The sequence below is a fragment of the Buttiauxella sp. AC142 genome, assembly GCF_979253435.1.
In genome coordinates this window covers 4607123-4629505 of the sequence record NZ_CEEDCH010000001.1, presented here as the reverse complement: position 1 = coordinate 4629505, position 22383 = coordinate 4607123, and the positions used below count along the sequence as shown (strand labels likewise).

Annotated in this window: 25 protein-coding genes; 10 read left to right on the top strand and 15 right to left on the bottom strand. The window is 43.9% G+C overall.

What is annotated here, in order from left to right; genetic code table 11:
- Window positions 1-160: 160 nt before the first annotated feature.
- The gene (locus tag AC0IWZ_RS21595; RefSeq protein ID WP_471678502.1) at window positions 161-1300 is read left to right on the top strand and encodes an O-antigen ligase family protein; all 1140 of its coding nucleotides are present in this window, start codon (window positions 161-163) and stop codon (window positions 1298-1300) included.
- Between the two features lie 65 nt (window positions 1301-1365).
- On the opposite strand, the gene AC0IWZ_RS21590 is transcribed toward AC0IWZ_RS21595, so the two are convergent.
- From AC0IWZ_RS21590 to rfaQ, 8 genes are read right to left on the bottom strand one after another with little or no spacing between them, the layout of a single operon-like run.
- Window positions 1366-2160, bottom strand: coding sequence for a glycosyltransferase family 25 protein (locus tag AC0IWZ_RS21590; RefSeq protein ID WP_034500008.1), 795 nt, complete (start codon window positions 2158-2160; stop codon window positions 1366-1368).
- 24 nt (window positions 2161-2184) lie between these two features.
- Window positions 2185-3195 carry a glycosyltransferase family 8 protein gene (locus AC0IWZ_RS21585; protein ID WP_051873767.1) on the bottom strand — a complete coding sequence of 337 codons (1011 nt, stop codon included), beginning with the start codon at window positions 3193-3195 and terminating at the stop codon, window positions 2185-2187.
- Window positions 3196-3197: 2 nt separating this feature from the next.
- Window positions 3198-4058 (bottom strand): protein YibB, encoded by an 861-nt coding sequence (yibB, locus tag AC0IWZ_RS21580; protein ID WP_034500005.1) that lies wholly within the window; start codon window positions 4056-4058, stop codon window positions 3198-3200.
- A 57-nt stretch (window positions 4059-4115) separates the two neighbouring features.
- On the bottom strand, window positions 4116-5135 hold the full coding sequence (gene waaO / locus AC0IWZ_RS21575) for a lipopolysaccharide 3-alpha-galactosyltransferase (RefSeq protein WP_471678503.1): 1020 nt from the start codon (window positions 5133-5135) through the stop codon (window positions 4116-4118).
- Window positions 5132-6220, bottom strand: a complete 1089-nt coding sequence (gene waaB, locus AC0IWZ_RS21570; RefSeq protein ID WP_410374170.1) for a lipopolysaccharide 1,6-galactosyltransferase — start codon at window positions 6218-6220, stop codon at window positions 5132-5134. The genes waaO and waaB overlap by 4 nt, the downstream gene beginning before the upstream one ends.
- Before the next feature lie 20 nt (window positions 6221-6240).
- A complete protein-coding gene (rfaP, locus tag AC0IWZ_RS21565; protein WP_471678504.1) occupies window positions 6241-7038 on the bottom strand; it encodes a lipopolysaccharide core heptose(I) kinase RfaP in 798 nt (265 codons plus the stop codon).
- Window positions 7031-8155, bottom strand: a complete 1125-nt coding sequence (locus AC0IWZ_RS21560) for a glycosyltransferase family 4 protein (RefSeq protein ID WP_471678505.1) — start codon at window positions 8153-8155, stop codon at window positions 7031-7033. The genes rfaP and AC0IWZ_RS21560 overlap by 8 nt, the downstream gene beginning before the upstream one ends.
- The gene (gene rfaQ / locus AC0IWZ_RS21555; protein ID WP_471678506.1) at window positions 8152-9225 is read right to left on the bottom strand and encodes a lipopolysaccharide core heptosyltransferase RfaQ; all 1074 of its coding nucleotides are present in this window, start codon (window positions 9223-9225) and stop codon (window positions 8152-8154) included. The genes AC0IWZ_RS21560 and rfaQ overlap by 4 nt, the downstream gene beginning before the upstream one ends.
- Window positions 9226-9626: 401 nt before the next feature.
- On the opposite strand from rfaQ, the gene waaA reads away from it, so the two are divergent.
- Both waaA and coaD read left to right on the top strand, forming a co-directional pair.
- Window positions 9627-10904 (top strand): lipid IV(A) 3-deoxy-D-manno-octulosonic acid transferase, encoded by a 1278-nt coding sequence (gene waaA, locus AC0IWZ_RS21550; protein ID WP_034499995.1) that lies wholly within the window; start codon window positions 9627-9629, stop codon window positions 10902-10904.
- Between the two features lie 8 nt (window positions 10905-10912).
- Entirely contained in the window at window positions 10913-11392 is a 480-nt protein-coding gene (coaD, locus tag AC0IWZ_RS21545) for a pantetheine-phosphate adenylyltransferase (protein ID WP_471678507.1), read from the top strand.
- Here coaD and mutM read toward each other — a convergent pair whose 3' ends face one another.
- The 4 genes from mutM to radC form a co-directional block, all read right to left on the bottom strand.
- Window positions 11393-12202 (bottom strand): bifunctional DNA-formamidopyrimidine glycosylase/DNA-(apurinic or apyrimidinic site) lyase, encoded by an 810-nt coding sequence (mutM, locus tag AC0IWZ_RS21540; RefSeq protein WP_034499991.1) that lies wholly within the window; start codon window positions 12200-12202, stop codon window positions 11393-11395.
- A 72-nt stretch (window positions 12203-12274) separates the two neighbouring features.
- Window positions 12275-12442 (bottom strand): 50S ribosomal protein L33, encoded by a 168-nt coding sequence (gene rpmG / locus AC0IWZ_RS21535; RefSeq protein WP_002208990.1) that lies wholly within the window; start codon window positions 12440-12442, stop codon window positions 12275-12277.
- Between the two features lie 13 nt (window positions 12443-12455).
- Window positions 12456-12692 (bottom strand): 50S ribosomal protein L28, encoded by a 237-nt coding sequence (gene rpmB / locus AC0IWZ_RS21530; RefSeq protein WP_034461465.1) that lies wholly within the window; start codon window positions 12690-12692, stop codon window positions 12456-12458.
- Window positions 12693-12908: 216 nt separating this feature from the next.
- Window positions 12909-13574 carry a RadC family protein gene (gene radC, locus AC0IWZ_RS21525; protein ID WP_471679108.1) on the bottom strand — a complete coding sequence of 222 codons (666 nt, stop codon included), beginning with the start codon at window positions 13572-13574 and terminating at the stop codon, window positions 12909-12911.
- Window positions 13575-13751: 177 nt separating this feature from the next.
- On the opposite strand from radC, the gene coaBC reads away from it, so the two are divergent.
- From coaBC to slmA, 3 genes are all read left to right on the top strand, one after another.
- Window positions 13752-14963 carry a bifunctional phosphopantothenoylcysteine decarboxylase/phosphopantothenate--cysteine ligase CoaBC gene (coaBC, locus tag AC0IWZ_RS21520; protein ID WP_156104918.1) on the top strand — a complete coding sequence of 404 codons (1212 nt, stop codon included), beginning with the start codon at window positions 13752-13754 and terminating at the stop codon, window positions 14961-14963.
- Complete coding sequence (gene dut / locus AC0IWZ_RS21515) at window positions 14941-15399, top strand: dUTP diphosphatase (protein ID WP_034499988.1); 459 nt, start codon at window positions 14941-14943, stop codon at window positions 15397-15399. The genes coaBC and dut overlap by 23 nt, the downstream gene beginning before the upstream one ends.
- Before the next feature lie 120 nt (window positions 15400-15519).
- Window positions 15520-16116 carry a nucleoid occlusion factor SlmA gene (gene slmA, locus AC0IWZ_RS21510; RefSeq protein WP_471678508.1) on the top strand — a complete coding sequence of 199 codons (597 nt, stop codon included), beginning with the start codon at window positions 15520-15522 and terminating at the stop codon, window positions 16114-16116.
- 29 nt (window positions 16117-16145) lie between these two features.
- Here slmA and pyrE read toward each other — a convergent pair whose 3' ends face one another.
- A complete protein-coding gene (pyrE, locus tag AC0IWZ_RS21505) occupies window positions 16146-16787 on the bottom strand; it encodes an orotate phosphoribosyltransferase (RefSeq protein ID WP_259268555.1) in 642 nt (213 codons plus the stop codon).
- Between the two features lie 138 nt (window positions 16788-16925).
- On the bottom strand, window positions 16926-17642 hold the full coding sequence (gene rph, locus AC0IWZ_RS21500) for a ribonuclease PH (RefSeq protein WP_471678509.1): 717 nt from the start codon (window positions 17640-17642) through the stop codon (window positions 16926-16928).
- A gap of 124 nt (window positions 17643-17766) precedes the next feature.
- Between rph and AC0IWZ_RS21495 the strand changes: the two genes are divergently transcribed.
- Window positions 17767-18630 (top strand): YicC/YloC family endoribonuclease, encoded by an 864-nt coding sequence (locus AC0IWZ_RS21495; RefSeq protein WP_471678510.1) that lies wholly within the window; start codon window positions 17767-17769, stop codon window positions 18628-18630.
- Between the two features lie 236 nt (window positions 18631-18866).
- Entirely contained in the window at window positions 18867-19484 is a 618-nt protein-coding gene (locus AC0IWZ_RS21490; RefSeq protein ID WP_034499983.1) for a trimeric intracellular cation channel family protein, read from the top strand.
- Here AC0IWZ_RS21490 and ligB read toward each other — a convergent pair.
- The gene (gene ligB, locus AC0IWZ_RS21485; protein ID WP_471678511.1) at window positions 19481-21169 is read right to left on the bottom strand and encodes an NAD-dependent DNA ligase LigB; all 1689 of its coding nucleotides are present in this window, start codon (window positions 21167-21169) and stop codon (window positions 19481-19483) included. The two genes, AC0IWZ_RS21490 and ligB, sit on opposite strands and share 4 nt — an antisense overlap.
- A 255-nt stretch (window positions 21170-21424) precedes the next feature.
- On the opposite strand from ligB, the gene gmk reads away from it, so the two are divergent.
- Both gmk and rpoZ read left to right on the top strand, forming a co-directional pair.
- The gene (gene gmk, locus AC0IWZ_RS21480) at window positions 21425-22048 is read left to right on the top strand and encodes a guanylate kinase (protein ID WP_034499981.1); all 624 of its coding nucleotides are present in this window, start codon (window positions 21425-21427) and stop codon (window positions 22046-22048) included.
- 54 nt (window positions 22049-22102) lie between these two features.
- Complete coding sequence (gene rpoZ, locus AC0IWZ_RS21475; protein WP_034499980.1) at window positions 22103-22378, top strand: DNA-directed RNA polymerase subunit omega; 276 nt, start codon at window positions 22103-22105, stop codon at window positions 22376-22378.
- Window positions 22379-22383 lie beyond the last annotated feature (5 nt).

The window sequence follows — 22383 nt, the reverse complement described above, 5'->3', positions numbered from 1 at the left end:
AATTTTTATTCCGTTAAGCACTCGAATTAATCCTTATATTTTATTGTAGGTCAAAAAAGTTATGACGAAGCTTGAGAAGTTAGATAACTTATTATATTACGTGATATTACTGTTTTGTATTACCTCTTTGATGTTCCTTCCTTTTGAACAAGGAACCTCAATGAAATTATTGAGAATCGCGGGACAAATTTCTTTACTACTTATAATACTGTCACCGACAAAGTATTTCAAAAGTGATGTGAAATATATTTCACTTTGTATTTTTACATTATCATTAATAACATTTACTTGGTTCCGCATTTATAAGAACTCAGAGTCTGAATATATTGGCGCTTATATAAACTATCGAGACTGGAGTCTTGCGGGTATTTTTTCGGCAATAACTTTTTTAGTTATCGCTAGCAAAAGACTTTACTCATCACAAATCAATAAAATACACTTAATTGTTTCTTTAGCTGTTAATATATCTTTGATTATATATGCGTATTATCAGTTCTTTGTGTTAAAGATGGAAAGAATACTCTTATCACTCGCCTATGGCCCTAATGCTACTGCTGCTGCATACATCATCTCTTTTGTATCTCTTTACGCTATGGCCTCAGTATCTTCGTCATTAAAAAAACATAAATTAGAAGCCCTAAGCGTATTATGGATACTTAACTATACTGCTCTTATTATGACAGGCACCAGAGCCGCAATTATAGCCTACCCAATTGCATTTGTTGTCATGTGCTATATGGAGTATAAAGACAAAAGAATACATATATCTAAGAAGTCATTATCAATACTATGCGTATTGCTAGCAATAATAATTGCTTCCATGGCAAAACCAATCATGTATAGAATCGACAACTTGCGGTCAGATTTAACACAGTATTCTCAAGATAATAGCAATACATCTGTTGGTGCGCGCTTTGCCATGTATAAAACTGGCTGGCTTTCATCCTACGATAATATTTTTGGTCAATCTCTCGAGCAAAGAAATGAAAAAATACAAATAATTGTTGAAAGTGACAAGAGTCTTTCCGCAGCATTGATATTTAAAAACGTACATCTTCACAATCAATTTATTGATACTCTTTCCACCATTGGCTGGGTCGGATTTATAATTGATTTACTACTCATTGTAAGCATTGCAAGGTTTGCCATGAGGAATAAACAATCCGTTCTATACGCATTCCTGATTCTATTCATCCTGTTTGGGATAAGTGATACATTAACATACGCGAAACCTATTCCTTTAGGCTGGTTGCTGCCACTAATGTTTATCTGCACATTGCATAAAAATAAAAAAGTATAGGCAATAAAAAAGCCACTCTTAATATTAAGAGTGGCTTTAAATTGAAATATCAAAAAAAATATACACTATTCAAATGAACCTAGCAGAACTCTAATCTTGTATCTGAGCCTCATTAGCCAGGCCATGATATTGCTACGTGTTTTAACTCTCAACTCTTTATTTTTTTCGATACGACTATTTTCTATATGAGAATTTGACTGGCAGACTAGGGGGTGAGTAACAATATCAGTAAAGTATATATGTGACATAACATTATTATCGAAAAGAATTTTTCTATCATCAATTAAAAAGAAACCATGTGTCTCAAATAACTTAATCGCTGCTCTGCAATAACGCTCGTCAACGATATAGCAACACGCACGGGTCACTTTGTGTTTTTTGTAAGTTGCTTTTCTAAATAAGACATTGCCAATATTAACCGTTTTAAAGAGACTTAGTCCAAATAATTGGTAATCTGAAGTTCCCTCTTGTCCGCCCAAGACATAAGATGTCCCCATGGTTAATAAGTTTCTATTCTGTGATAACGCACTTAATACCTGAGATAAACGTTCGTCGAATGTCACATCATCTTCCAGAATCAGCGCCCATTCCAAACTTTCGTCTATGATTTTTTGATACGCTTGTAAATGGCTCAATGTGCAGGCCATCTCAGGATCGGTCATTGACCCATAAGACGAATTACTATTAACACTGACATTATCTTTTATATTTTTATATGCATCTGTTCTGTAATCAACAGCATCAATAAAATCATACTGAATATTATATTGGTTCAACAATGATATTATTTTTTCTTTCCGATCAATATCATGTTTGAGTGAAATAATGAATATAGGGAAACACTCTTTAGTGTGATTCATTTATTGCTCTACAATTTGATTGTTTTATTTATTAATATATGACTTATATTTATATGCTATCACTGACTTTATTGCTTGAAGATACTTACCTTGATAAAGCTTATGCTTGTATTCCTCTTTATATTCAGATCTAGATTTTGCATCAAAATATGGATCATTTCTCCATGGTGTTAAAAAATAAATATCGCGAAAGAAAGAAGATGCCGGATAATCAGCCCAGGCATGCCATGGCTTCGTGACACCAGTATAATGGATGAACACAGTTGAATCGGAAATATATTGTTTGAAGTGATTTTTATCTTTAAACTCAAATTCTGATTTAAGTGAGTAAATTGTATTAAATCGTCTATCCAGATAAATTAAGTATCCCTGCAAAACAATGTTTAATGCATCCTGATCGGGATATTTTAGACGGACGGATGAACTCTCATCAAGAAGAAGTGAAAAGACTTTACTTGTTAACTGTTGAGATTTCCATTGTGTTAAGTTCACATACATGACGCCTGAATTAAAATACAGGTCTTTAAAGTCAATGTTCAAACGTTGATAAGTTTTTTCCTGGATAGATGGAACATCTGGTACGACGGCCCCATAATGCTCACCAAAATCGAGCGACACTAATTCATTAATACTTCCCTTACAAATAACATCAGCATCAAGATAGAGCAGAGAACTTATTTCTTGGGAAAGATAATCGAAAGCTAACAAACGATAATAAATAGAAACAGGCCAAATAGAGGTGCGTGGTAATTTGCTTAATAATGCACTATCAACTTCAAAGAGTTCGATTTTAATTTTATATTTTTTTGTTAACAGCTCAACTTTATCTAAAAACTCGATACTATAGACATCTGAAAAAATAAAGAAACGACAATTAATGGATTTATTATTTTCGGCAATAGAAGCAACTGATATAATTGTTCCAACTTGGTAGTTTACATCGGTACCATAGGCGATATTAAAACTTTCTCTTAGCTCAAATTGTTCGTGGCTATACTCTGTGATTTTTTTAGCACAATCTTTTAAGGTAATCATATTTATTTCCCACGAAAAACACGGAGACGGTTTTTTATCTTCCACGCCACACTATTTCTACGATGGAAAACTTTGAACAGAGAAAACCATTTGTTATCGCCAAGATAATTTAAACGTATGAGTTCTTTGTTTTTATAATAACACATTAAGAAAACCCCTTGATCATCATCAATGATTTTCCTTTGCAGCAAGTACCTTTGACAATTCCAGACTAATTTATGAAACTCACCCCAATGCTTAACTGAACCAACGATAGCACCACCGATAATAAAGACATTGTTATTAAATATACCCGACAAAACATCATTCATTGTCTTCAATGAAAATTGTTTACGGATCGTAAACAAATTAACCTTAGAGTCATCAAACGGATAATACCAGTTTTTGATACCATCAAGAGTCGCTGCTGAACGACAATAGCCAAAATCAACCCAAGCAACTAAGTTGTTTTTTATACTTCCTAATTTAATTGCCTGCATTACAAAATAAGATTTAAGATTGCATACAAGTGCATAATCGGGAGACCAGTATTCTGGGTTTTTTGCTTGCTGTGGAGATATTAATTTCTTAAATTCAGCATCATTCTGTATCTCAGTTATTTTTTTCCTGAACCTCCCAAAGGTGGTTCGCAAATCAACAGCAATAACTTTTGTTGGTTTTCCCGCTCTGATTTCCTGGATACGTTCAACAAGATCACTGGATGTAAAAACAATCATTTCATTATCCAGCGATGCTAAATTACTAAAGTTGCTTAGATATGTCTCAGCGGTCCTGTGAAGATAATTTGGATGTCCATTATCAACGGTCCAGTCACCTCGACCAATATCAAAAAAAGCGGTTACAATCGTTATAGACTTATTCATAAAGGTACCAACTAACTTATTATATTTAGAGGCAAAAATATTAAAATATAGATAAGGTTAGAATAATTTTTTAGCATAATAATTAATATAGCTATAGATACATTTTAAAATTAAGCCCTGCTTAAAGTAATGTTTTGCACTATATCTAAATTGATGACTAGTTGATGGTGATAGTAAACTAACTGACTGCCAGGGAGAGTTCTCTTTTGCTCTATTGAAATACTCAGATACAGGATAGTTCGCCCATATGTGCCATGGTTTGGTTGGACCAATATAATGGATAAACACACAAGAATTAGGAATGGGGTCAAAGACTTTATCTTTCTTCAACTCATAGTTAATACTGTATTGTGTATTAAACTTCCCATCGACAAAGCGGTCATTTCCAGCTAAGAGAATATTAAGAACATCCTGATCCAAATGCGTTATCTTCTTAACTGCTTCCGGATCCTTCAACATATCAATGGCGCGCGTTGAAATATTATATTTCGACCACGCTGGTAAATTGATTAATAAAAATCCAGCATTAAAATAACCATTAATGAGCTTTGGAGTATCTAATGTAATTGATCTTTTTTTCCACCACTCGATATCACCTTCTGCAACAACAGCGGCAATTTCACTCTCATCAAAGCTAAGGTCGATTAATTCCTGGACAGAACCTTTACATACTATATCAGCATCAAGGTACAATATTTTATCAATTTTCCCGAAAAAATAATCTGCAATTATAAATCTAAAATAAGTTGCATAGGTCCAATTCTTTGTACTTGGCAATACCTTTAATTTCTCACAGTTAATTAAATAAACCACAATTCGAGAATTATATTGAGCCGCTAATGCATCAAATTTTTCACGGTCATTATCAGAAAAGTAATCAGTGAAAATGTGAAAAACAAATTTACTCTCAGGGTTTGATAATAAGACCGATGCTATAGAAATACCGCAACCGAACAGGAAATTTTTATCAATCCCGTAGGAGATATGAAATGAATTAGCATCATTTTTATCAGTGCAATGATCGAACTCTAACTTAGTGAGAATGACATCTTCTTCCGCAAAGTAATCTTGGCTCATATCGAACTCTTATTCTTAATAGATGATATTATTTCATTCATATTTTTATGATAAACCTCAGAATAAAACATTGAGATAGAATGCTTAACAGCCTGGCTGTCAAATACAATCAGATGGTTAACCTGTTGGTTTAAATGAAATATAAACTTATTTAATTCAGATGGTGGATAAAGGAAGCCATTGACCCCTTCCTTAATAATATCTTCAGGACCCGCAGTACAATTTGCGCTGATGCATGGAATGCCGTAGGACATAGCTTCGAGTAGTACCATTCCGAAACCTTCAAACGATGAAGTTAATAAGAGAGCACTCACTTTTTGAATTTCGTTCTGCACAAGCTCCCAAGGCTTTTCCTGCCAACCATGCCAAATTATCTTGTCATCAATTTGCAGTTCGCGGCCATAGGACTGGCATTTTTGGAAATCTGAGCCATCACCAATGACATGTAATTTCCATGGCCCATCGACACTTGCCAGCCCATCAAGTAAGTCTTTAATTCTTTTTTGACCCTCAAACTTCATTCGGCCCATATATAGAAAAGTTGCGACTTCATTTTCTGCCGGTGCCGGGATCGTAATATTCTGTCTGGTGACGGGGTTATAAATAAGGCTGATCCTTTTTTCCGGTACGCCTCTGGCAAGTATTTGTTTTTTTATACCCGTACTAATTGCTAAATGATGATCTGCATATACTACACATTCCGCATGCTTTTTATGGTCAAGTGAAAAATGCGGCCACGAAAATAGAACAAATGATTGCTGGCTCTTGAGTCTCGCTTTGCTTGCTAACATGCATGACAGAACATCAATGCAAATAACAACATCTGGTTTGTTATTTTTTAACCAGCGGTCGAAATTGTTAATATGTTTTAGTCGACGAAAAAAACTGAGCTTAATCTTTGAAAATGAACAAGTGTAATCAATTCCCTGTAACCACTTCTTATCCATATTGTCATTACGACAAAAAAAGAACATTTCGCAGCTATCGGGCATATCTTTATTTTTTAATGAAAGTATAACATCTCTAATTACGGTTTCCATTCCACCAAAACCAGAGACAGCCTCTCCAACAAATGCAATTTTCATTGATTCATCACTTATTTTGATTAAAGCGATTTACGTATTGTTCGTTCACGAATACGTTGAGCTTTTATTTCAGTTTGCTGAAGTAAATCGCTTTCTTTGGAAAAAATATCGCGCAATGGCTGCATGAAATAGGTGGAAAGGAAACGGTAACGATCGCGTTGAGTTAGCCCGATATTCAATGATGAAAAATACAAACCAATTAAATCTTTATCCCGCCAGCGCTTTGGTACCGAGCTTCTAATTTGTGCACGATGGAGATCAATAACTGAGATTTTCAGGTTGTCTTCATCTCCTGCAAAAGGGAGATGTAGTAGAAAATGGCAGATATAGCAGTCACGGTGATTAACTCCACCCTGATGCATTTTGCGAACCATTGTTGCAACCCTATCAATCAGCATTCGCTTTGTACGTGGCGAGGGCGGGTTAGTTGCCCAGTCGGCACAATAATCTTCCAGACTTATTGTCGGTGTAAGATCTTCAGTAATAATGAAAGATTCTTTATTGATTGGGTTTAATCCCTTCTCTCCGAAGCCAACTCCATGCATGGTATCAACATCTAATTCATAGAGTCGGTGTATTGCCTTCCATTCCCGATCGGCACCTAATACCGGCATGCGCAAGGTGATAAGGTTTTTCACCACTTCTTTAAATGCAGTGCCTCGATGCCATTTCAGAAAGTAACTTTTCCCAGCTAACTCAAACCGTAATGTGCGGCGAGTTTCAAGCTCCCGGAAAACTTCACCCTGCAATTTTGCAACTTCAGCAAAGGGATCTTTTCCACGCCATAAGGTTACAAGTGGTTCTTTCAACTCAACCATTAACTTTACCCGTAATAATATCAGCGGCCTTTTCAGGCAAGCTGTAGATATCTTGCGTATCTGCATAGTGGCGTGCATTTGCCGCCCACTCATTCAGGCGCTCGCGTTCTGTTAATGCTGTATACAACGCACTGTTCAATTTTCCCTGATCAAACGGCTCGTTTATGACAACACCGCATTCCGCAGCCGCAATATGATGCCCGTAGCCGCACACTGAAGTCGTAATGACTGGTAAACCTGCAGCAATCGCTTCCAACAGCACAATCCCTGCAGCTTCTTGATACGCCGGATGTATAAGCACATCGGCCGCAGCCATCAATTCAGCCACATCGTTACGCCCGGCAAAGAAATGGACGTTTTTATGGACACCAAGTTTTTCTGCCAGAGCTTCATAGCGTCCTGGTTTATCCTGACCAACGACCATTAATACGGTGTTATCCCGGACCTTTTCAGGTAGCGACGCCAGTGCATTAATCGTTCTATCAACACCTTTGCGACGAAAATCTGAACCGACCTGTAACATCAGATTTTGTTGCTCGCTAATTCCATTTTTTTCACGATACCGCGAGCGGCTACCGGGTGCCTGTTGGTTATATTTGCGATCGGGGTAAATACCTGGCGGCAGAATATGAAAACGCTCAGATTCAGTGTGATAGTGTTTTTGAAAATCGGCTATCTGCTTGTCTGTTAACATTAATAACTGAGTGGGTTTGCCGTGCTCAAAAACTTCGCGTTCAAACTCAGCATAATGCCGATAGCGGGATGTCAGGCGATAAAAGAATCCTTTTTCCTGAGCCACCTTTTCGGCATAACAAACATCAGCAGCGTAATAGACATCCAGACCAGGCATTTTATTAAAACCGACAACCTTATCTACAGCATGTTGCTGAAGATGAGCCTGCACCCAACGATAATATTCAGCATTACGTCCGTGGTTTGTACGGGAAGTAACCGGCACCGTAATTAATTCAAATTCTGTTGGGTGCTCACCTTCCCAGGATTGCGTGTAAACACGCACGTGATGACCGCGAGAAGCAACCGTTTGGGCGATGCGCATAAAATCACGCTGCAAGCCGCCAAACGGAAAATATTTATACAAACAAAAGGCAATAATCATACTGACCCGCTCGTTTTAATGTCATTCGCCGCATCGGGTAACATCCTTTCAGTGGCAGCAATGACATCTTCAGCTGGAATGACTGACATGTATTTCTTATTTCGGTCAAGCTCGTCGCGGACAGGCATTGGCTCATAGTCACCCGCCCAAAACTGAATCACATTATTTGACCATGGGCGCCAGAAAACATGGTCGGTAGCCCCAAAAAGGCAAATGATGGGGGTTTTTACCGCCGCGGCAATATGACCCGGAGCGGAATCGACACCGATAAATAGATCTGCATGGTCAATGAGGGCGGCTAATTCAGGGAATCGTGTTTTCCCCGCAAGAGCTGTCACTGGTCTCAATTGACATCCCCGAGCAATATCTTCCACACATTCTAAATCTTCAGCAGAAGGGCCAGATGTTAAAACTACGCTGTAACCTCTGGCCTGTAATGCATCAATGACTTTTGAGAATTTATCGTTGTCCCAACATTTGAATTGCTGGCGTGCAGTGGGCTGAATGACAACATAGTGGTTATCGACACCTACATCTTTCAACAAACTTTGCATTTTGACCCAATTTTTAGGGTCATAAGGCATTGTCGTTTCTTTGCAGATATCTGTTATTCCCAATGGGGTCACAACAGATAAATTACGTTCTACGATATGCTCGCCTGAAATGGGCGCCAGATGAGTAAAACTATTTTTCCAGAAAGCCGATTGTCGGTAGCTATAGTCCTGGGAAATGCTCATTTTTGCGTTCAGGAGACGCACAAAAAACGGAACAACCCTTTGATCAGTAAGGTTGATAACCAAATCATATTTATTGGCGCGTAGTGTTTTTAAAAGGAACAGGAAATTCTGAATTTTGGTTATAGAACCAGCGCCTTTATTACTCAGCCCATACAGCATGTTTATTTCTGAATTTTCAGACAGTATGGGGATCGTATCCTGATATAGAAGCACATCAATCTTCGCTTCCGGGTAGTTTCTTTTTAGCGTGCTAATGACCGGAGTCGTCAGCAGCATATCCCCATGAAAACGCATCTTAATGACTAAAATTCTTCTAAATGATGGTTTTTCCACGCGCAGCTCTTAATTGTTGATAATGCTAAAGATATCAAATTTGCACGCTACCGCCCCAGGCTCAACAGCTACCCGAAGACTGAAAACGCACTCAATTTTTCGCAATAGTGTACCATTTCTTAATGTGTGATCCGATACGAATGTTTTTTCACCTATAAAGATAAAAATCACATCTATTACAATAAGATAAACGAACGCATCAATAGATACGCATCTCGTTAATTATCTGGAAAGCAAGTGATAAAACCCTTCAACTATTTCTGTAAAAATCCAAATATTTAATAATATTGAAGCTTTTTAACGCCAGTTTGCGCGATTTAAAGCAAATGGGGCAAAAGTGTTGGTAAAGCCGCAGTTAAATACATAGAATCCCCAGCACATTCATAAGTCAGTTACGTCCAATGCTCCAGTTGTTTTACACCACACTTTTCTATCTCATTCAGCCACTCATTTGGGTGCGCTTGTGGGTGCGTGGTCGTAAGGCTCCTGCGTATCGTAAACGTTGGGGTGAGCGCTACGGTTTTTATCGTAAGCCGCTAAAGCCTGGCGGCATTATGTTGCACTCCGTTTCCGTCGGCGAAACGCTGGCGGCTATACCGCTGGTCCGTGCACTCCGTCATCGCTACCCAGAATTACCGATAACCGTAACAACAATGACACCGACCGGCTCTGAACGAGTCATGTCAGCATTTGGCGGTGACGTCCAACATCTTTACCTGCCTTATGATCTCCCCGGCTCGCTTAATCGCTTTCTTGATAAGGTAGACCCTAAACTGGTTCTGATTATGGAAACCGAGTTATGGCCGAACCTTATATCAGCATTGCATAAACGCCATATTCCGCTAGTCATTGCCAATGCACGATTGTCTGCTCGTTCAGCTGCGGGCTATGCCCGGCTGGGCAAATTCATTCGTTCATTATTACGCCGCATCACACTCATTGCGGCTCAGAATGAAGAAGATGGCGAGCGTTTCATTGCTTTAGGCGCAAAACGCAGCCAGTTAACCGTCACTGGCAGCCTCAAATTTGATATTTCAGTAACGCCACAACTCGCTGCTCGCGCCGTCACACTGCGCCGCCAATGGGCACCTCATCGCCCTGTGTGGATTGCAACCAGCACGCATGAAGGTGAAGAAAACGTGGTGCTAGATGCACATCAGATGCTTCTAAAACAGTTCCCAGATTTGCTGCTGATACTGGTTCCTCGCCATCCTGAACGTTTCCCTGATGCGATTAATCTGGCTCGCCAGAAAGCGTTAAGCTTTATTACTCGTTCTTCTGGTGATGTTCCTTCTGCCAGCACTCAGGTTGTCATTGGCGATACCATGGGCGAGCTTATGCTGTTATATGGAATTGCTGACCTTGCGTTTGTCGGCGGCTCGCTGGTTGAACGCGGTGGACATAATCCTCTTGAACCAGCAGCTCACGCGATTCCTGTGTTGATGGGCCCACATACCTTTAACTTTAAAGATATTTGCGCCCGACTGTCACAGGCAAGCGGCCTGATCACCGTGACGGATACCGCTTCTTTGACTAAAGAGATTAGCTCTTTACTTACTGACGAAGATTATCGAAACTTCTATGGTCGCCATGCAGTGGAAGTGCTCTATCAAAATCAGGGCGCCCTACAACGTTTGTTGCAACTGCTGGAACCCTATTTGCCACTCAAAGCACATTAAGGTCTGACATGCAAAAGCGGGCTATCTATCCAGGAACTTTCGATCCAATCACCAACGGCCATCTGGACATCGTGACTCGCGCATCGAAGATGTTCGATACCCTAATTCTGGCAATTGCTAACAGCCCCCACAAAAAAACCATGTTCACCCTTGAAGAAAGAGTGCATCTTGCGCAAGGCGCTATAGCCCATTTGCCTAATGTAGAAGTGGTCGGATTTGGCGATCTGATGGCGAATTTCGCCAAAACTCAACAAGCAAATATTCTGGTAAGAGGGTTACGTACAGCGGCTGATTTCGAGTATGAGATGCAACTGGCTCATATGAACCGTCACTTAATGCCAGAGCTGGAAAGCGTCTTCCTGATGCCATCAAAAGAGTGGTCTTTTGTCTCTTCATCATTGGTGAAAGAAGTCGCGCGCCACGCAGGTGACGTCGCACACTTCTTACCAGAACAAGTACACCAGGCGTTGCTTGAAAAACTAAAGTGATTATTTCTGGCAATGGCGGCAATAAAAAGTGCTGCGTTGCCCATGCTTGCTGATGACAATTGGCGCACCGCACACCCGACACGGTTCCCCTGTGCGGCCATAGACCTGTAGTTCCTGAGCGAAATATCCAGGTTTACCGTCCGACTGTAAAAAATCCTTCAATGTCGTCCCACCTTGTTCAATCGAACGTAGCAGTACGGCTTTAATCGTTTTGACCAGTAATTCGCATTCGTTTTTTGACAACGACTGAGCAGCACGGTCAGGGTGAATTCCCGCAGCAAATAACGATTCGCTGGCATAAATATTACCGACACCGACGACCAGCTTGTTATCCATCAGCCAGGGCTTAATCGCCATTTTCTTTTTCGCGGATTTTTCACGCAGATACTCAGCCGAAAATTCGTCGCTTAAAGGTTCCGGCCCAAGATGCGCCAGAACATTACTGCCCTCTAGCTCTTTCGCCCACAGCCAGGCACCAAAACGGCGCGGATCGGTATAACGTAGTACTTTGCCATTGCTCATGACCAAATCCACGTGGTCATGCTTTTCAGCGGGATAATCTTCAGGGAGGATGCGTAAGCTGCCAGACATTCCGAGATGGATAATAATCCAACCGTCCGGAAGCTCCAGCAGAAGGTATTTAGCGCGGCGCTGTACGCTCAGAACAGGTTTATCGCTAAGCGCATGAATTTCATCAGAGACAGGCCAACGCAGACGGCCATTTCGCACAATCGCATGCAGAATGGTTTCGCCAACCAAATGCGGTTCAATACCTCGGCGACTGGTTTCTACTTCAGGTAATTCAGGCATCTCTCCTCCAGGCTCAAAACCCTAAAACAAAAAAACCCCGCCGAAGCGAGGTTTTCATCAAAGATACTAAAATTATTTAATTTTAGCTTCTTTGTACAGTACGTGTTGACGGACAACTGGATCGAACTTTTTCAGTTCCAGTTTTTCCGGCTTAGTACGCTTGTTCTTCGTGGTGGTATAGAAGTGACCAGTACCAGCAGAAGAAACCAGCTTGATCTTCTCGCGAACACCTTTAGCCATGACTTAGTTCCTCTTAGTACTTCTCGCCACGGGTACGCATATCGGCCAAGACCGTTTCGATACCCTTCTTATCAATTACACGCATACCTTTAGCAGATACACGCAGTGTGACAAAACGCTTCTCGCTCTCAACCCAAAAACGGTGAGAGTGCAGGTTCGGCAGGAAACGGCGTTTGGTCGCGTTCATTGCGTGGGAACGGTTATTACCGGTCACCGGACGCTTGCCAGTAACTTGGCAGACTCGGGACATGTCTATTCTCCAAAAATCAAATTAGCTCGAGCTTCGTATAGGGTTATGGCGCCTCGTCAGGCCGCAAGCCTGGTCCCTGGCGGTTCAATGTGAACCACAGTGCCAGGCGCATAATGCCAAAACCCGAGATTCTCAAAGGTGGCGTAGTATACGCTGCATAACGCATGTGCTCAAGTCCCGAACAGACAAAGATCCCCAAGGATCGCCTAATTCGTTCTAAATCCACCCACGTTCGGCAAAAGAAACGTACTCTCCACGGCCAATAACAAGGTGATCGAGCACTTGTATTTCCATAAACAGGCAAACTTTTATGATGCGTTCGGTAATAACACGATCAGCTTTGCTCGGTTCTGCTCGACCAGACGGGTGATTATGCGCGAGTATTAACGCCGCTGCATTGGATTTCATCGCTTCGCGCACAATTTCTCTTGGATGGACCTCTACATGGTTCAGCGTTCCAGAAAACATTGGGCAATGTTTAATCACCCGATGCTGGTTATCCAGAAAAATCACCATAAAGATCTCGCGTTCTGCATTCGTCAATTGGCTCTGGATAAACTCCCTGACTGATTCTGGTCCTTTAAGGGTTAGTTCTTCAACTCCACGCGAATAGTAATAACGCCTCGCCAACTCCGCAATGGCGTTGAGTTGCGTATATTTCGCTGCACCAATGCCCTTCACTTCCTTGAATTGTGAGTAATCTGCCGACAACAGCCTGCTAAGTGAACCGAACTGGTCCAGCAAATTGTGTGCGAACGCGAGTACATTCATATTATTGCAGCCAGTGCGTAAAAAGAGTGCCAAAAGCTCCACATCGGATAATGCGCTGGCACCAAATTTCAACAGCTTTTCACGCGGCATACTCGCCTTATCCAATTCCATTATTTCTTCCACCAGAACCTCCTTGCCCTTCTCTGGCCGTCATTGTGCACAACTCATCAAACACATTCGACATGCAGATTTCCTCCATGCGGGATGTCTCGCAAACAGCAAAAAGTCGATACCGAATGAGTGTGGTAAAATAGCCAGATGACTGTGACTTCTGGTGGAAAAATCATGATGGGGCTTTCTGGCAAAAAAATTGTTCTGGGTGTGAGCGGCGGAATCGCTGCCTATAAGACACCAGAGCTGGTACGCCGTCTGCGTGAACGCGGCGCGGAGGTTCGAGTGGTTATGACAGAGGCAGCCAAAGCCTTTATTACGCCTCTGAGTTTACAAGCCGTGTCGGGATATCCTGTGTCAGATAGCTTGCTGGATCCCGCAGCAGAAGCGGCAATGGGTCATATAGAATTAGGAAAATGGGCAGATTTAGTCATCCTGGCACCTGCCACAGCGGATTTAATTGCTCGCATTACCGCAGGCATGGCAAATGACCTTGTGAGTACAATATGTCTCGCAACCCCCTCTCCCGTTGCGGTCGTGCCTGCCATGAATCAGCAAATGTACCGGGCAACTGCAACTCAGCACAATCTTGAAACTCTCGCTTCGCGCGGTTTACTGATATGGGGTCCAGATAGCGGCAGCCAGGCCTGTGGCGATGTCGGCCCGGGTAGAATGCTTGACCCTTTAACGATTGTTGAAATGGCAGCTCAACATTTTTCTGTCATCAAAGATCTGCAACATCTTAATGTCATGATTACTGCAGGCCCGACCCGTGAACGTCTGGACCCGGTGCGCTACATCACCAATGATAGCTCAGGCAAAATGGGCTATGCGATCGCAGCGGCAGCGGCTGCACGTGGTGCAAATGTGACATTAATCTCTGGCCCAGTTTCTTTGCCTACTCCAGCCTGGGTAAAACGTGTTGATGTCACCACCGCTCTGGAAATGGAAGCCGCAGTGCAACAACATGTTCAGACGCAACAAATTTTCGTTGGCTGTGCGGCTGTTGCAGATTATCGTGCCGCAACCGTTGCAGACGAAAAAATCAAAAAGCAAGGCGATGAAATTACAATAAAAATGATAAAAAACCCGGATATTGTTGCCGGTGTCGCAGCACTTTTAACTCATCGTCCTTATGTTGTTGGGTTTGCCGCCGAAACAAATAATGTGGAAGAATACGCCCAGCAAAAACGCCTGAGTAAAAACCTCGACCTGATTTGTGCAAATGATGTTTCACAAGCAGGACAGGGATTTAACAGCGAAAACAATGCATTACACCTTTTCTGGCAGGATGGAGATAAAGTCTTACCTCTTGAGCGTAAGGAACTCCTTGGCCATCTTTTACTGAACGAGATAGTTACCCGTTATGATGAAAAAAATCGACGTTAAGATTCTGGACCCACGCGTTGGCCAACAGTTCCCACTGCCGACTTATGCAACTTCCGGCTCTGCGGGTCTTGATCTACGTGCCTGCCTGGATGACGCCGTAGAGCTAGCTCCTGGTGTCACCAAGTTGATTCCAACGGGGCTGGCTATCCATATCGCCGATCCGTCTCTGGCGGCAGTCATTCTGCCTCGTTCAGGTCTTGGTCATAAGCATGGCGTAGTTTTAGGCAACCTTGTTGGGCTGATAGACTCCGATTACCAGGGTCAGTTGATGGTTTCAGTCTGGAACCGTGGACAAGACCACTTCACTATTGAACCCGGTGAGCGTATTGCTCAAATGGTATTTGTGCCTGTCGTACAGGCTGAATTCAACCTGGTTGAAGATTTTGACTCCAGCGACCGCGGCGAAGGTGGTTTCGGCCATTCAGGCCGTCAGTAACTTCGTTTATACACGTAACCCCACAGCGTAAAAAATGTGAAAAAACCGCAAACTTTAAGTTTGCGAGCGCTGTGTGGCTACTTGCCTGACAAGTGCGTTATTTCAGGGGTATTTTAGAACATGGCAGAAAAACAAATTGCGAAACGGAATCGTCGCGAAGAAATACTTCAGTCTCTGGCCCAAATGCTTGAATCCAGTGATGGCAGCCAACGAATCACAACCGCCAAGCTTGCGGCGACTGTTGGTGTTTCCGAAGCAGCACTTTATCGACATTTTCCTAGTAAAACGAAGATGTTCGATAGCCTTATCGAGTTTATTGAAGACACTCTGATTACCCGTATCAATCTTATTCTGAAAGATGAGAAAAATACCCACGCACGTTTACGTTTAATCGTTCTCTTGATTCTGGGATTTGGCGAACGTAACCCTGGCCTGACTCGCATTCTGACCGGTCATGCATTGATGTTTGAACAAGACCGACTGCAAGGCCGGATCAATCAGCTTTTTGAGCGCATCGAAGTCCAGTTGCGCCAGGTCATGCGCGAAAAAAAGATGCGTGAAGGAGAAGGTTTCATCACAGATGAATCACTGCTGGCAAGTCTTCTTCTGGCATTTTGTGAAGGGACGCTGTCGCGTTTTGTGCGTAGCGAGTTCCGCTATTTACCGACCGATGATTTTGATACCCGCTGGCCACTGGTTGCCGCACAGCTTCGTTAATTGAAAAGGGCCTTAAAAGGCCCTTTTTCTTATACGCCGTACTGAGTACGGTAATCCTGTACAGCCGCTAAATGCACGGCCATCTCAGGTTTTTCTTCCAGATATTCAACCAGGTCTTTCAGAGTGATGATTGAGATCACTTTGCACTGGTAATCACGCTCAACTTCCTGAATAGCTGAAATTTCGCCACGGCCACGTTCCTGGCGGTCAAGAGAAATTAGCACACCCGCCAGAGAGGCATTGTTCGCCGCAATGATTTCCATTGATTCACGAATTGCCGTCCCTGCGGTGATCACATCATCCACCAGCATCACGCGCCCTTGCAGTGCACTACCGACCAGATTACCGCCTTCACCATGATCTTTTGCTTCTTTGCGGTTAAAGCAATATGGCAGATCAAGCTCGTGATGTTCGGCCAACGCAACAGCCGTAGTCGTCGCAATTGGAATCCCTTTGTAAGCCGGCCCAAACAGCAAATCAAACTCAATCCCCGAATCAACTAACGCGGCGGCATAAAAACGCCCCAACAGTGCCAGGTCGCGCCCGGTATTGAACAGCCCTGCATTGAAGAAATACGGGCTGGTGCGGCCAGATTTCAGCGTGAATTCGCCGAACTTAAGGACCTGCTTGTTAAGCGCAAACTCAATAAACTGGCGCTGATACGGTTTCATGGATTTGCTCCTATAAATTTCATTTATACATTTACCTGAAATAATTCGAGTTACGTCATGGCGAGCGAATACTGCCAACGACAATGAAGCCTGAAGTATCACGGGTATAAAAAAGGCGACTCTCAGAGTCGCCTAAAATTAATTCTCTAACGCCGCCTTCTGCGCCGTTACGATTGATTCAATTCCCCCTCGTGCCAGCGCCAGTAGCGCCAACAACTCTTCATGGGTGAACGGCTCGCCTTCTGCGGTGCCCTGAACCTCAATCATGCGTCCATCTTCCATCATCACGACGTTCATGTCGGTTTCTGCTGCAGAATCTTCAACATATTCCAGGTCGCACAGAGCTTCGCCTTTAACGATACCGACTGATACCGCTGCAACCATACCTTTCATTGGGTTGGTTTTTAATTTCCCAGCAGCAACCAGTTTGTTCAGAGCATCAGCCAGCGCAACACATGCACCCGTAATAGATGCTGTGCGAGTGCCACCGTCTGCCTGCAAAACATCGCAGTCCAGAGTAATGGTGTATTCGCCCAAGACTTTCAAATCCACTGCTGCCCGCAGTGAACGAGCAATCAGGCGCTGAATCTCAAGAGTACGGCCGCCCTGCTTACCTTTTGCTGCTTCACGAGCATTACGGCTATGGGTTGCACGCGGCAACATACCATATTCAGCAGTGATCCAACCTTGACCCTGGCCTTTCAGAAAGCGCGGAACACCCTCTTCAACGGTGGCGGTACAAAGTACTTTAGTATCGCCGAACTCGACCAGCACGGAGCCTTCTGCGTGTTTGGTGTAATTACGGGTCAGGGTGACTGGGCGCACTTGATCGACGCTACGACCTGATGGACGCATGGGGTTATCTCCGGCTAAAACGAATGTGGCTGCGCATTATACGGACTTCGCTCGCTTATTCCTATCCTGTCAGGCCGGGCATGGCTATAATCCCCACATCTATTACAGAATACGGTTACGAAATATGATCCGCAGTATGACCGCCTATGCCCGACGTGAAGTTAAAGGCGAATGGGGCAGCGCCTCCTGGGAGTTACGTTCGGTAAACCAGCGTTATCTCGAAACTTACATCCGCATGCCGGAGCAATTCCGTAGCCTCGAACCTGTGGCACGCGAGCGTATTCGTACCCGCTTAACCCGTGGGAAAGTCGAATGTAACCTGCGTTTCGAGCCCGATACTCGCTCTCAAAGCTCTTTGCTGCTCAACGAAAAATTGGCTAAACAGCTGGTTGAAGCAGCGAACTGGGTAAAAATGCAAAGCGACGAAGGCGAAATCAACCCGGTTGATATTCTGCGCTGGCCTGGTGTGATGTCTGCTCAAGAGCAGGATCTCGATGCCATTACCGCTGAAATCCTTGCCGCATTGGACGGCGCGCTGGACGACTTCATTATTGCGCGTGAAACAGAAGGTCAGGCACTGAAAGAACTTATCGAGCAACGCCTTGAAGGTGTGAGCGGTGAAGTCGTTAAAGTTCGTGCGCAAATGCCAGAAGTTCTGAAATGGCAGCGCGAGCGTTTAGTTGCCAAACTTGAAGACGCTCAAGTTCAGCTTGAAAATAACCGTCTTGAACAAGAACTGGTGTTAATGGCGCAGCGTGTAGATGTCGCTGAAGAGCTTGACCGCCTCGAAGCGCACGTTAAAGAGACGTACAACATTCTGAAGAAAAAAGAAGCTGTTGGCCGCCGCCTCGATTTTATGATGCAAGAGTTCAACCGCGAGTCGAACACCCTGGCGTCAAAATCTATCAATTCAGATGTCACCAATTCAGCTATTGAATTGAAAGTGCTGATTGAGCAGATGCGCGAGCAAATCCAGAACATTGAGTAATGTTCATATTGAACTTTAAGCCCGCGCCATGCGGGCTTTTGTTAGTTGAGCTCTCTTTAAGCAATAATTTAACTAATCCATTTTAAATCCATCCAGCAATAAAAACCCATATATAACTGCCGATAAAAACATTCTTGCATTAGTAAATGTTATCGAAACCGCTTCGCTTTAAAAAAACTCAATCGTGATGTCATTCGCAAAACGTTACCCTCCCAGCGTTTAAATTGGGGGTATCAATGCTGTTACATATTCTTTATTTGGTCGGCATTACTGCCGAGGCAATGACTGGCGCGTTAGCAGCTGGCCGCCGTCGTATGGATACTTTCGGTGTGATTATCATCGCAACAGCCACGGCTCTTGGGGGTGGCTCAGTACGCGATATCCTCCTGGGGCACTACCCTCTGGGTTGGGTGAAGCATCCTGAATATGTCATCATTGTTGCCGTCGCGGCGGTACTCACAACAGTGTTTGCTCCTGTAATGCCTCACCTGCGCCGTCTTTTTCTGGTGCTAGACGCCCTGGGCCTGGTGGTGTTCTCGATCATCGGTGCGCAAATTGCGTTGGATATGGGGGAAGGGCCAATCATCGCAATAATTGCAGCCGTGGTAACGGGTGTGTTTGGCGGTGTACTACGCGACATGTTCTGTAAACGCATCCCACTGGTATTTCAGAAGGAATTGTATGCAGGCATTGCGTTCGCCTCTGCGGTGCTTTACATCGTTTTGCAGCACTACGTTTCCAACCAGGACGTCGTTATCATTTCCACATTGATATTTGGATTCACCACGCGTTTGCTGGCATTGCGCCTGCGCCTTGGCTTGCCCGTGTTTCATTACAAGCACGCGGATCACTAATTGCTAAACCCCTGAATTCCCTGCTGCGCCAGAAAAGCCGCAAGGGCCGCGATTTGGGGGTGATTCACAAACTCCACCAACTTTTTAGCTCTCCCGGGACCAATACCGGGAAGCTTTTGCCAGTTTAGTTCATCCCGGGCGACTAAATGCAGCCATTGTGAATCCGGCATTGTCGTGAGTACTGCTCTTGGTAGCGGCAGACCAAATGCCATCAACCATTGTTTAAACGGCAACTGCCGTGTTTTCGTGAATTGCTGCCAAAGTTGCACGGTTTTAGCTGAAGAGAAACCGCTAATTTTTGATAACTCTTCCTGCGTGAGCGCCAACCAGGAAAAGATATGTTCCAGGCTCAATTTTTGTTGAAGTTGCTGCCATGAACTTACGCTCACACCATTTATATTCAGAACAGCGGGAGAGCTTATCCATGCCAGTCGAGCAATAAACTGCTCACGGCACCGGGTTTCGAAATACAAGCAACTTAAAGGCGTAATCATCTCTTTTGATGGAGGTTGCGGCTTATTACGCTGACTGACGCGCCAAACCACTTCATCAACTCGTGGAATCCCTTGCCCAGCAAGACTCACCATCACCTGATCACCAGGCGCGATATCCATAGTCTGCCAACGTTTAACTGAACCGATGTTGACGCGCTTAACTTGTTTATCATCAATCTGTAAAGGGTTCAGGTTTAGGACAACGGCAATTTTTCCAGTGCGTCCAATCGAGAATTGAACATCTTTAACTTCTGCAAGTTGCTGTGCAGGTGGAAACTTCCAGGCTATCACCCATGTCGCTTTACCAGGAAGCCAATGCTTTCCAGCTGGTTCCTGGGATTGGCGAATGACAATCCCATCCGTCACAAACGGTAGGGAGCCCGCAAACCAGGACTCCCGTAGTGTGGTGATATCGCTCATGGATTTAATAGGTTTTGACCATGTTTTAGTCAGTGAGAAACCTGCTTTCTCAAGCGAGTTTAGCTTTTGGTTCATATCAGCGGGGCCATCAGGCCACGCCCAAATAAATATCCCCAATTCCTTGAGTAATCCCGCATCCCCCTTGCGCATCATGGCACCGGCGGCTTTTCCCCTGGCACTGATACTCCCCATTGTTTTCTGTACATGATTTTCCCTTTTCAAGAAAACCTCTCCCTGTAAAACACTGTTAGCCAGCGGACCGGAAAGCATTTTAGGAATGGCATCAATCATTTTGGCTTTTGCCGTCCAGTCCTGTCCTTTCTCGCCATCGCCACGGCTAAGGAGTTTGAGCAAACGACCCTGTTGATAAACCAGTGTTACCGCAACGCCATCCACTTTGGGCTGTACCCAAAGATCTGACTTGCCATTTATCCACTGTGCAACAGCCGCAGCATCCGGAAGTTTTTTAACACCGGTATGAGCAATCGGGTGCAGCACTTTCCCCTCCGTGAAAAGCTGAGGTTCTTGCGGTTGCTCCGCAGGGTTAAAGCAATGCTGCCATTCATTAAACTGACTGCGTAGCCCATCGTAGGTCGCGTCGCTGACAATACTGGTACCTTGTTGGTAATAGGCCCAATCCCATTCTGTTAGCTTTTCGTTCAGTTTTCCCATCTCCTTCTGGGCGTGCACAGGCGACCAGTCAGGGCAGGTTGCTGATGCCACTGAGCTGAGCAAAACCAGCAAACCGATAAGTTTTGTTATCCACAACATAAATCCCTCCATTTAAAACTCAGGAAGGTATAACGCCAGGAAGTAAGCATGACGAATGATGATTCAGCAGAATGCGAGAGGCTTTCACAGGAAGTTAATTTGTTGCAGTAACACGATGTGATCTTTGGAAAGTATTACGCAAAATGGCAGAAATATTGCCATTGAACGTGACAAATTCACCGTGACGGGAAGACGCCGTGTATAATAGGCCGGTATACGCACTTCTTTTTATGCTTACAGAATAAGTTAGAACTCATGGCTCAAGGCACGCTTTATATTGTTTCCGCTCCAAGTGGAGCAGGAAAATCCAGCCTCATCCAGGCTTTGTTAAAGACACAACCGCTGTACGACACGCAAGTTTCTATTTCCCATACCACTCGTGGTATTCGTCCGGGAGAGAAACATGGCGAGCACTATTTCTTTGTGGAAAAGGAAGAGTTTAAGCAGATGATTGCTGAAGACGCATTCCTTGAACATGCGGAAGTGTTCGGTAATTACTACGGCACATCTCGCCATGCCATTGAGCAAGTTTTGGCAACCGGCGTTGACGTTTTCCTGGACATTGACTGGCAAGGTGCGCAGCAAATCCGTGAGAAAATGCCGCAAGCCCGCAGTATCTTTATTCTGCCACCGTCAAAAGACGAGCTGGACAGACGCCTGCGTGGTCGCGGGCAAGATAGTGAAGAAGTCATCACGAAGCGTATGGAACAGGCTGTTGCAGAAATGAGCCATTACGCTGAATATGACTATTTAATTGTCAACGACGATTTTGACACCGCACTGTCAGATTTAAAAATTATCATTCGTGCCGAGCGTCTACGAATGGGTCGCCAAAAAGCGCGACATGACGCTTTAATCAGCAAACTATTGGCAGACTGAGCCCAGTTTCAGTATCATGCCCAGTCATTTCTTCATCTGTGGAGCATTTTAATTATGGCACGCGTAACTGTTCAGGACGCTGTTGAGAAAATTGGTAACCGTTTTGACCTGGTTCTGGTCGCCGCACGTCGCGCTCGTCAGATGCAAACTGGTGGTAAAGATCCACTCGTTGCTGAAGAAAACGACAAAACGACTGTAATCGCACTGCGCGAAATCGAAGAAGGGTTGATTACCAACCAGATTCTCGATGTTCGTGATCGCCAGGAACAGCAAGAGCAGGAAGCCGCAGAATTGCAGGCCGTTACCGCTATTGCTGAAGGTCGTCGTTAATTAGC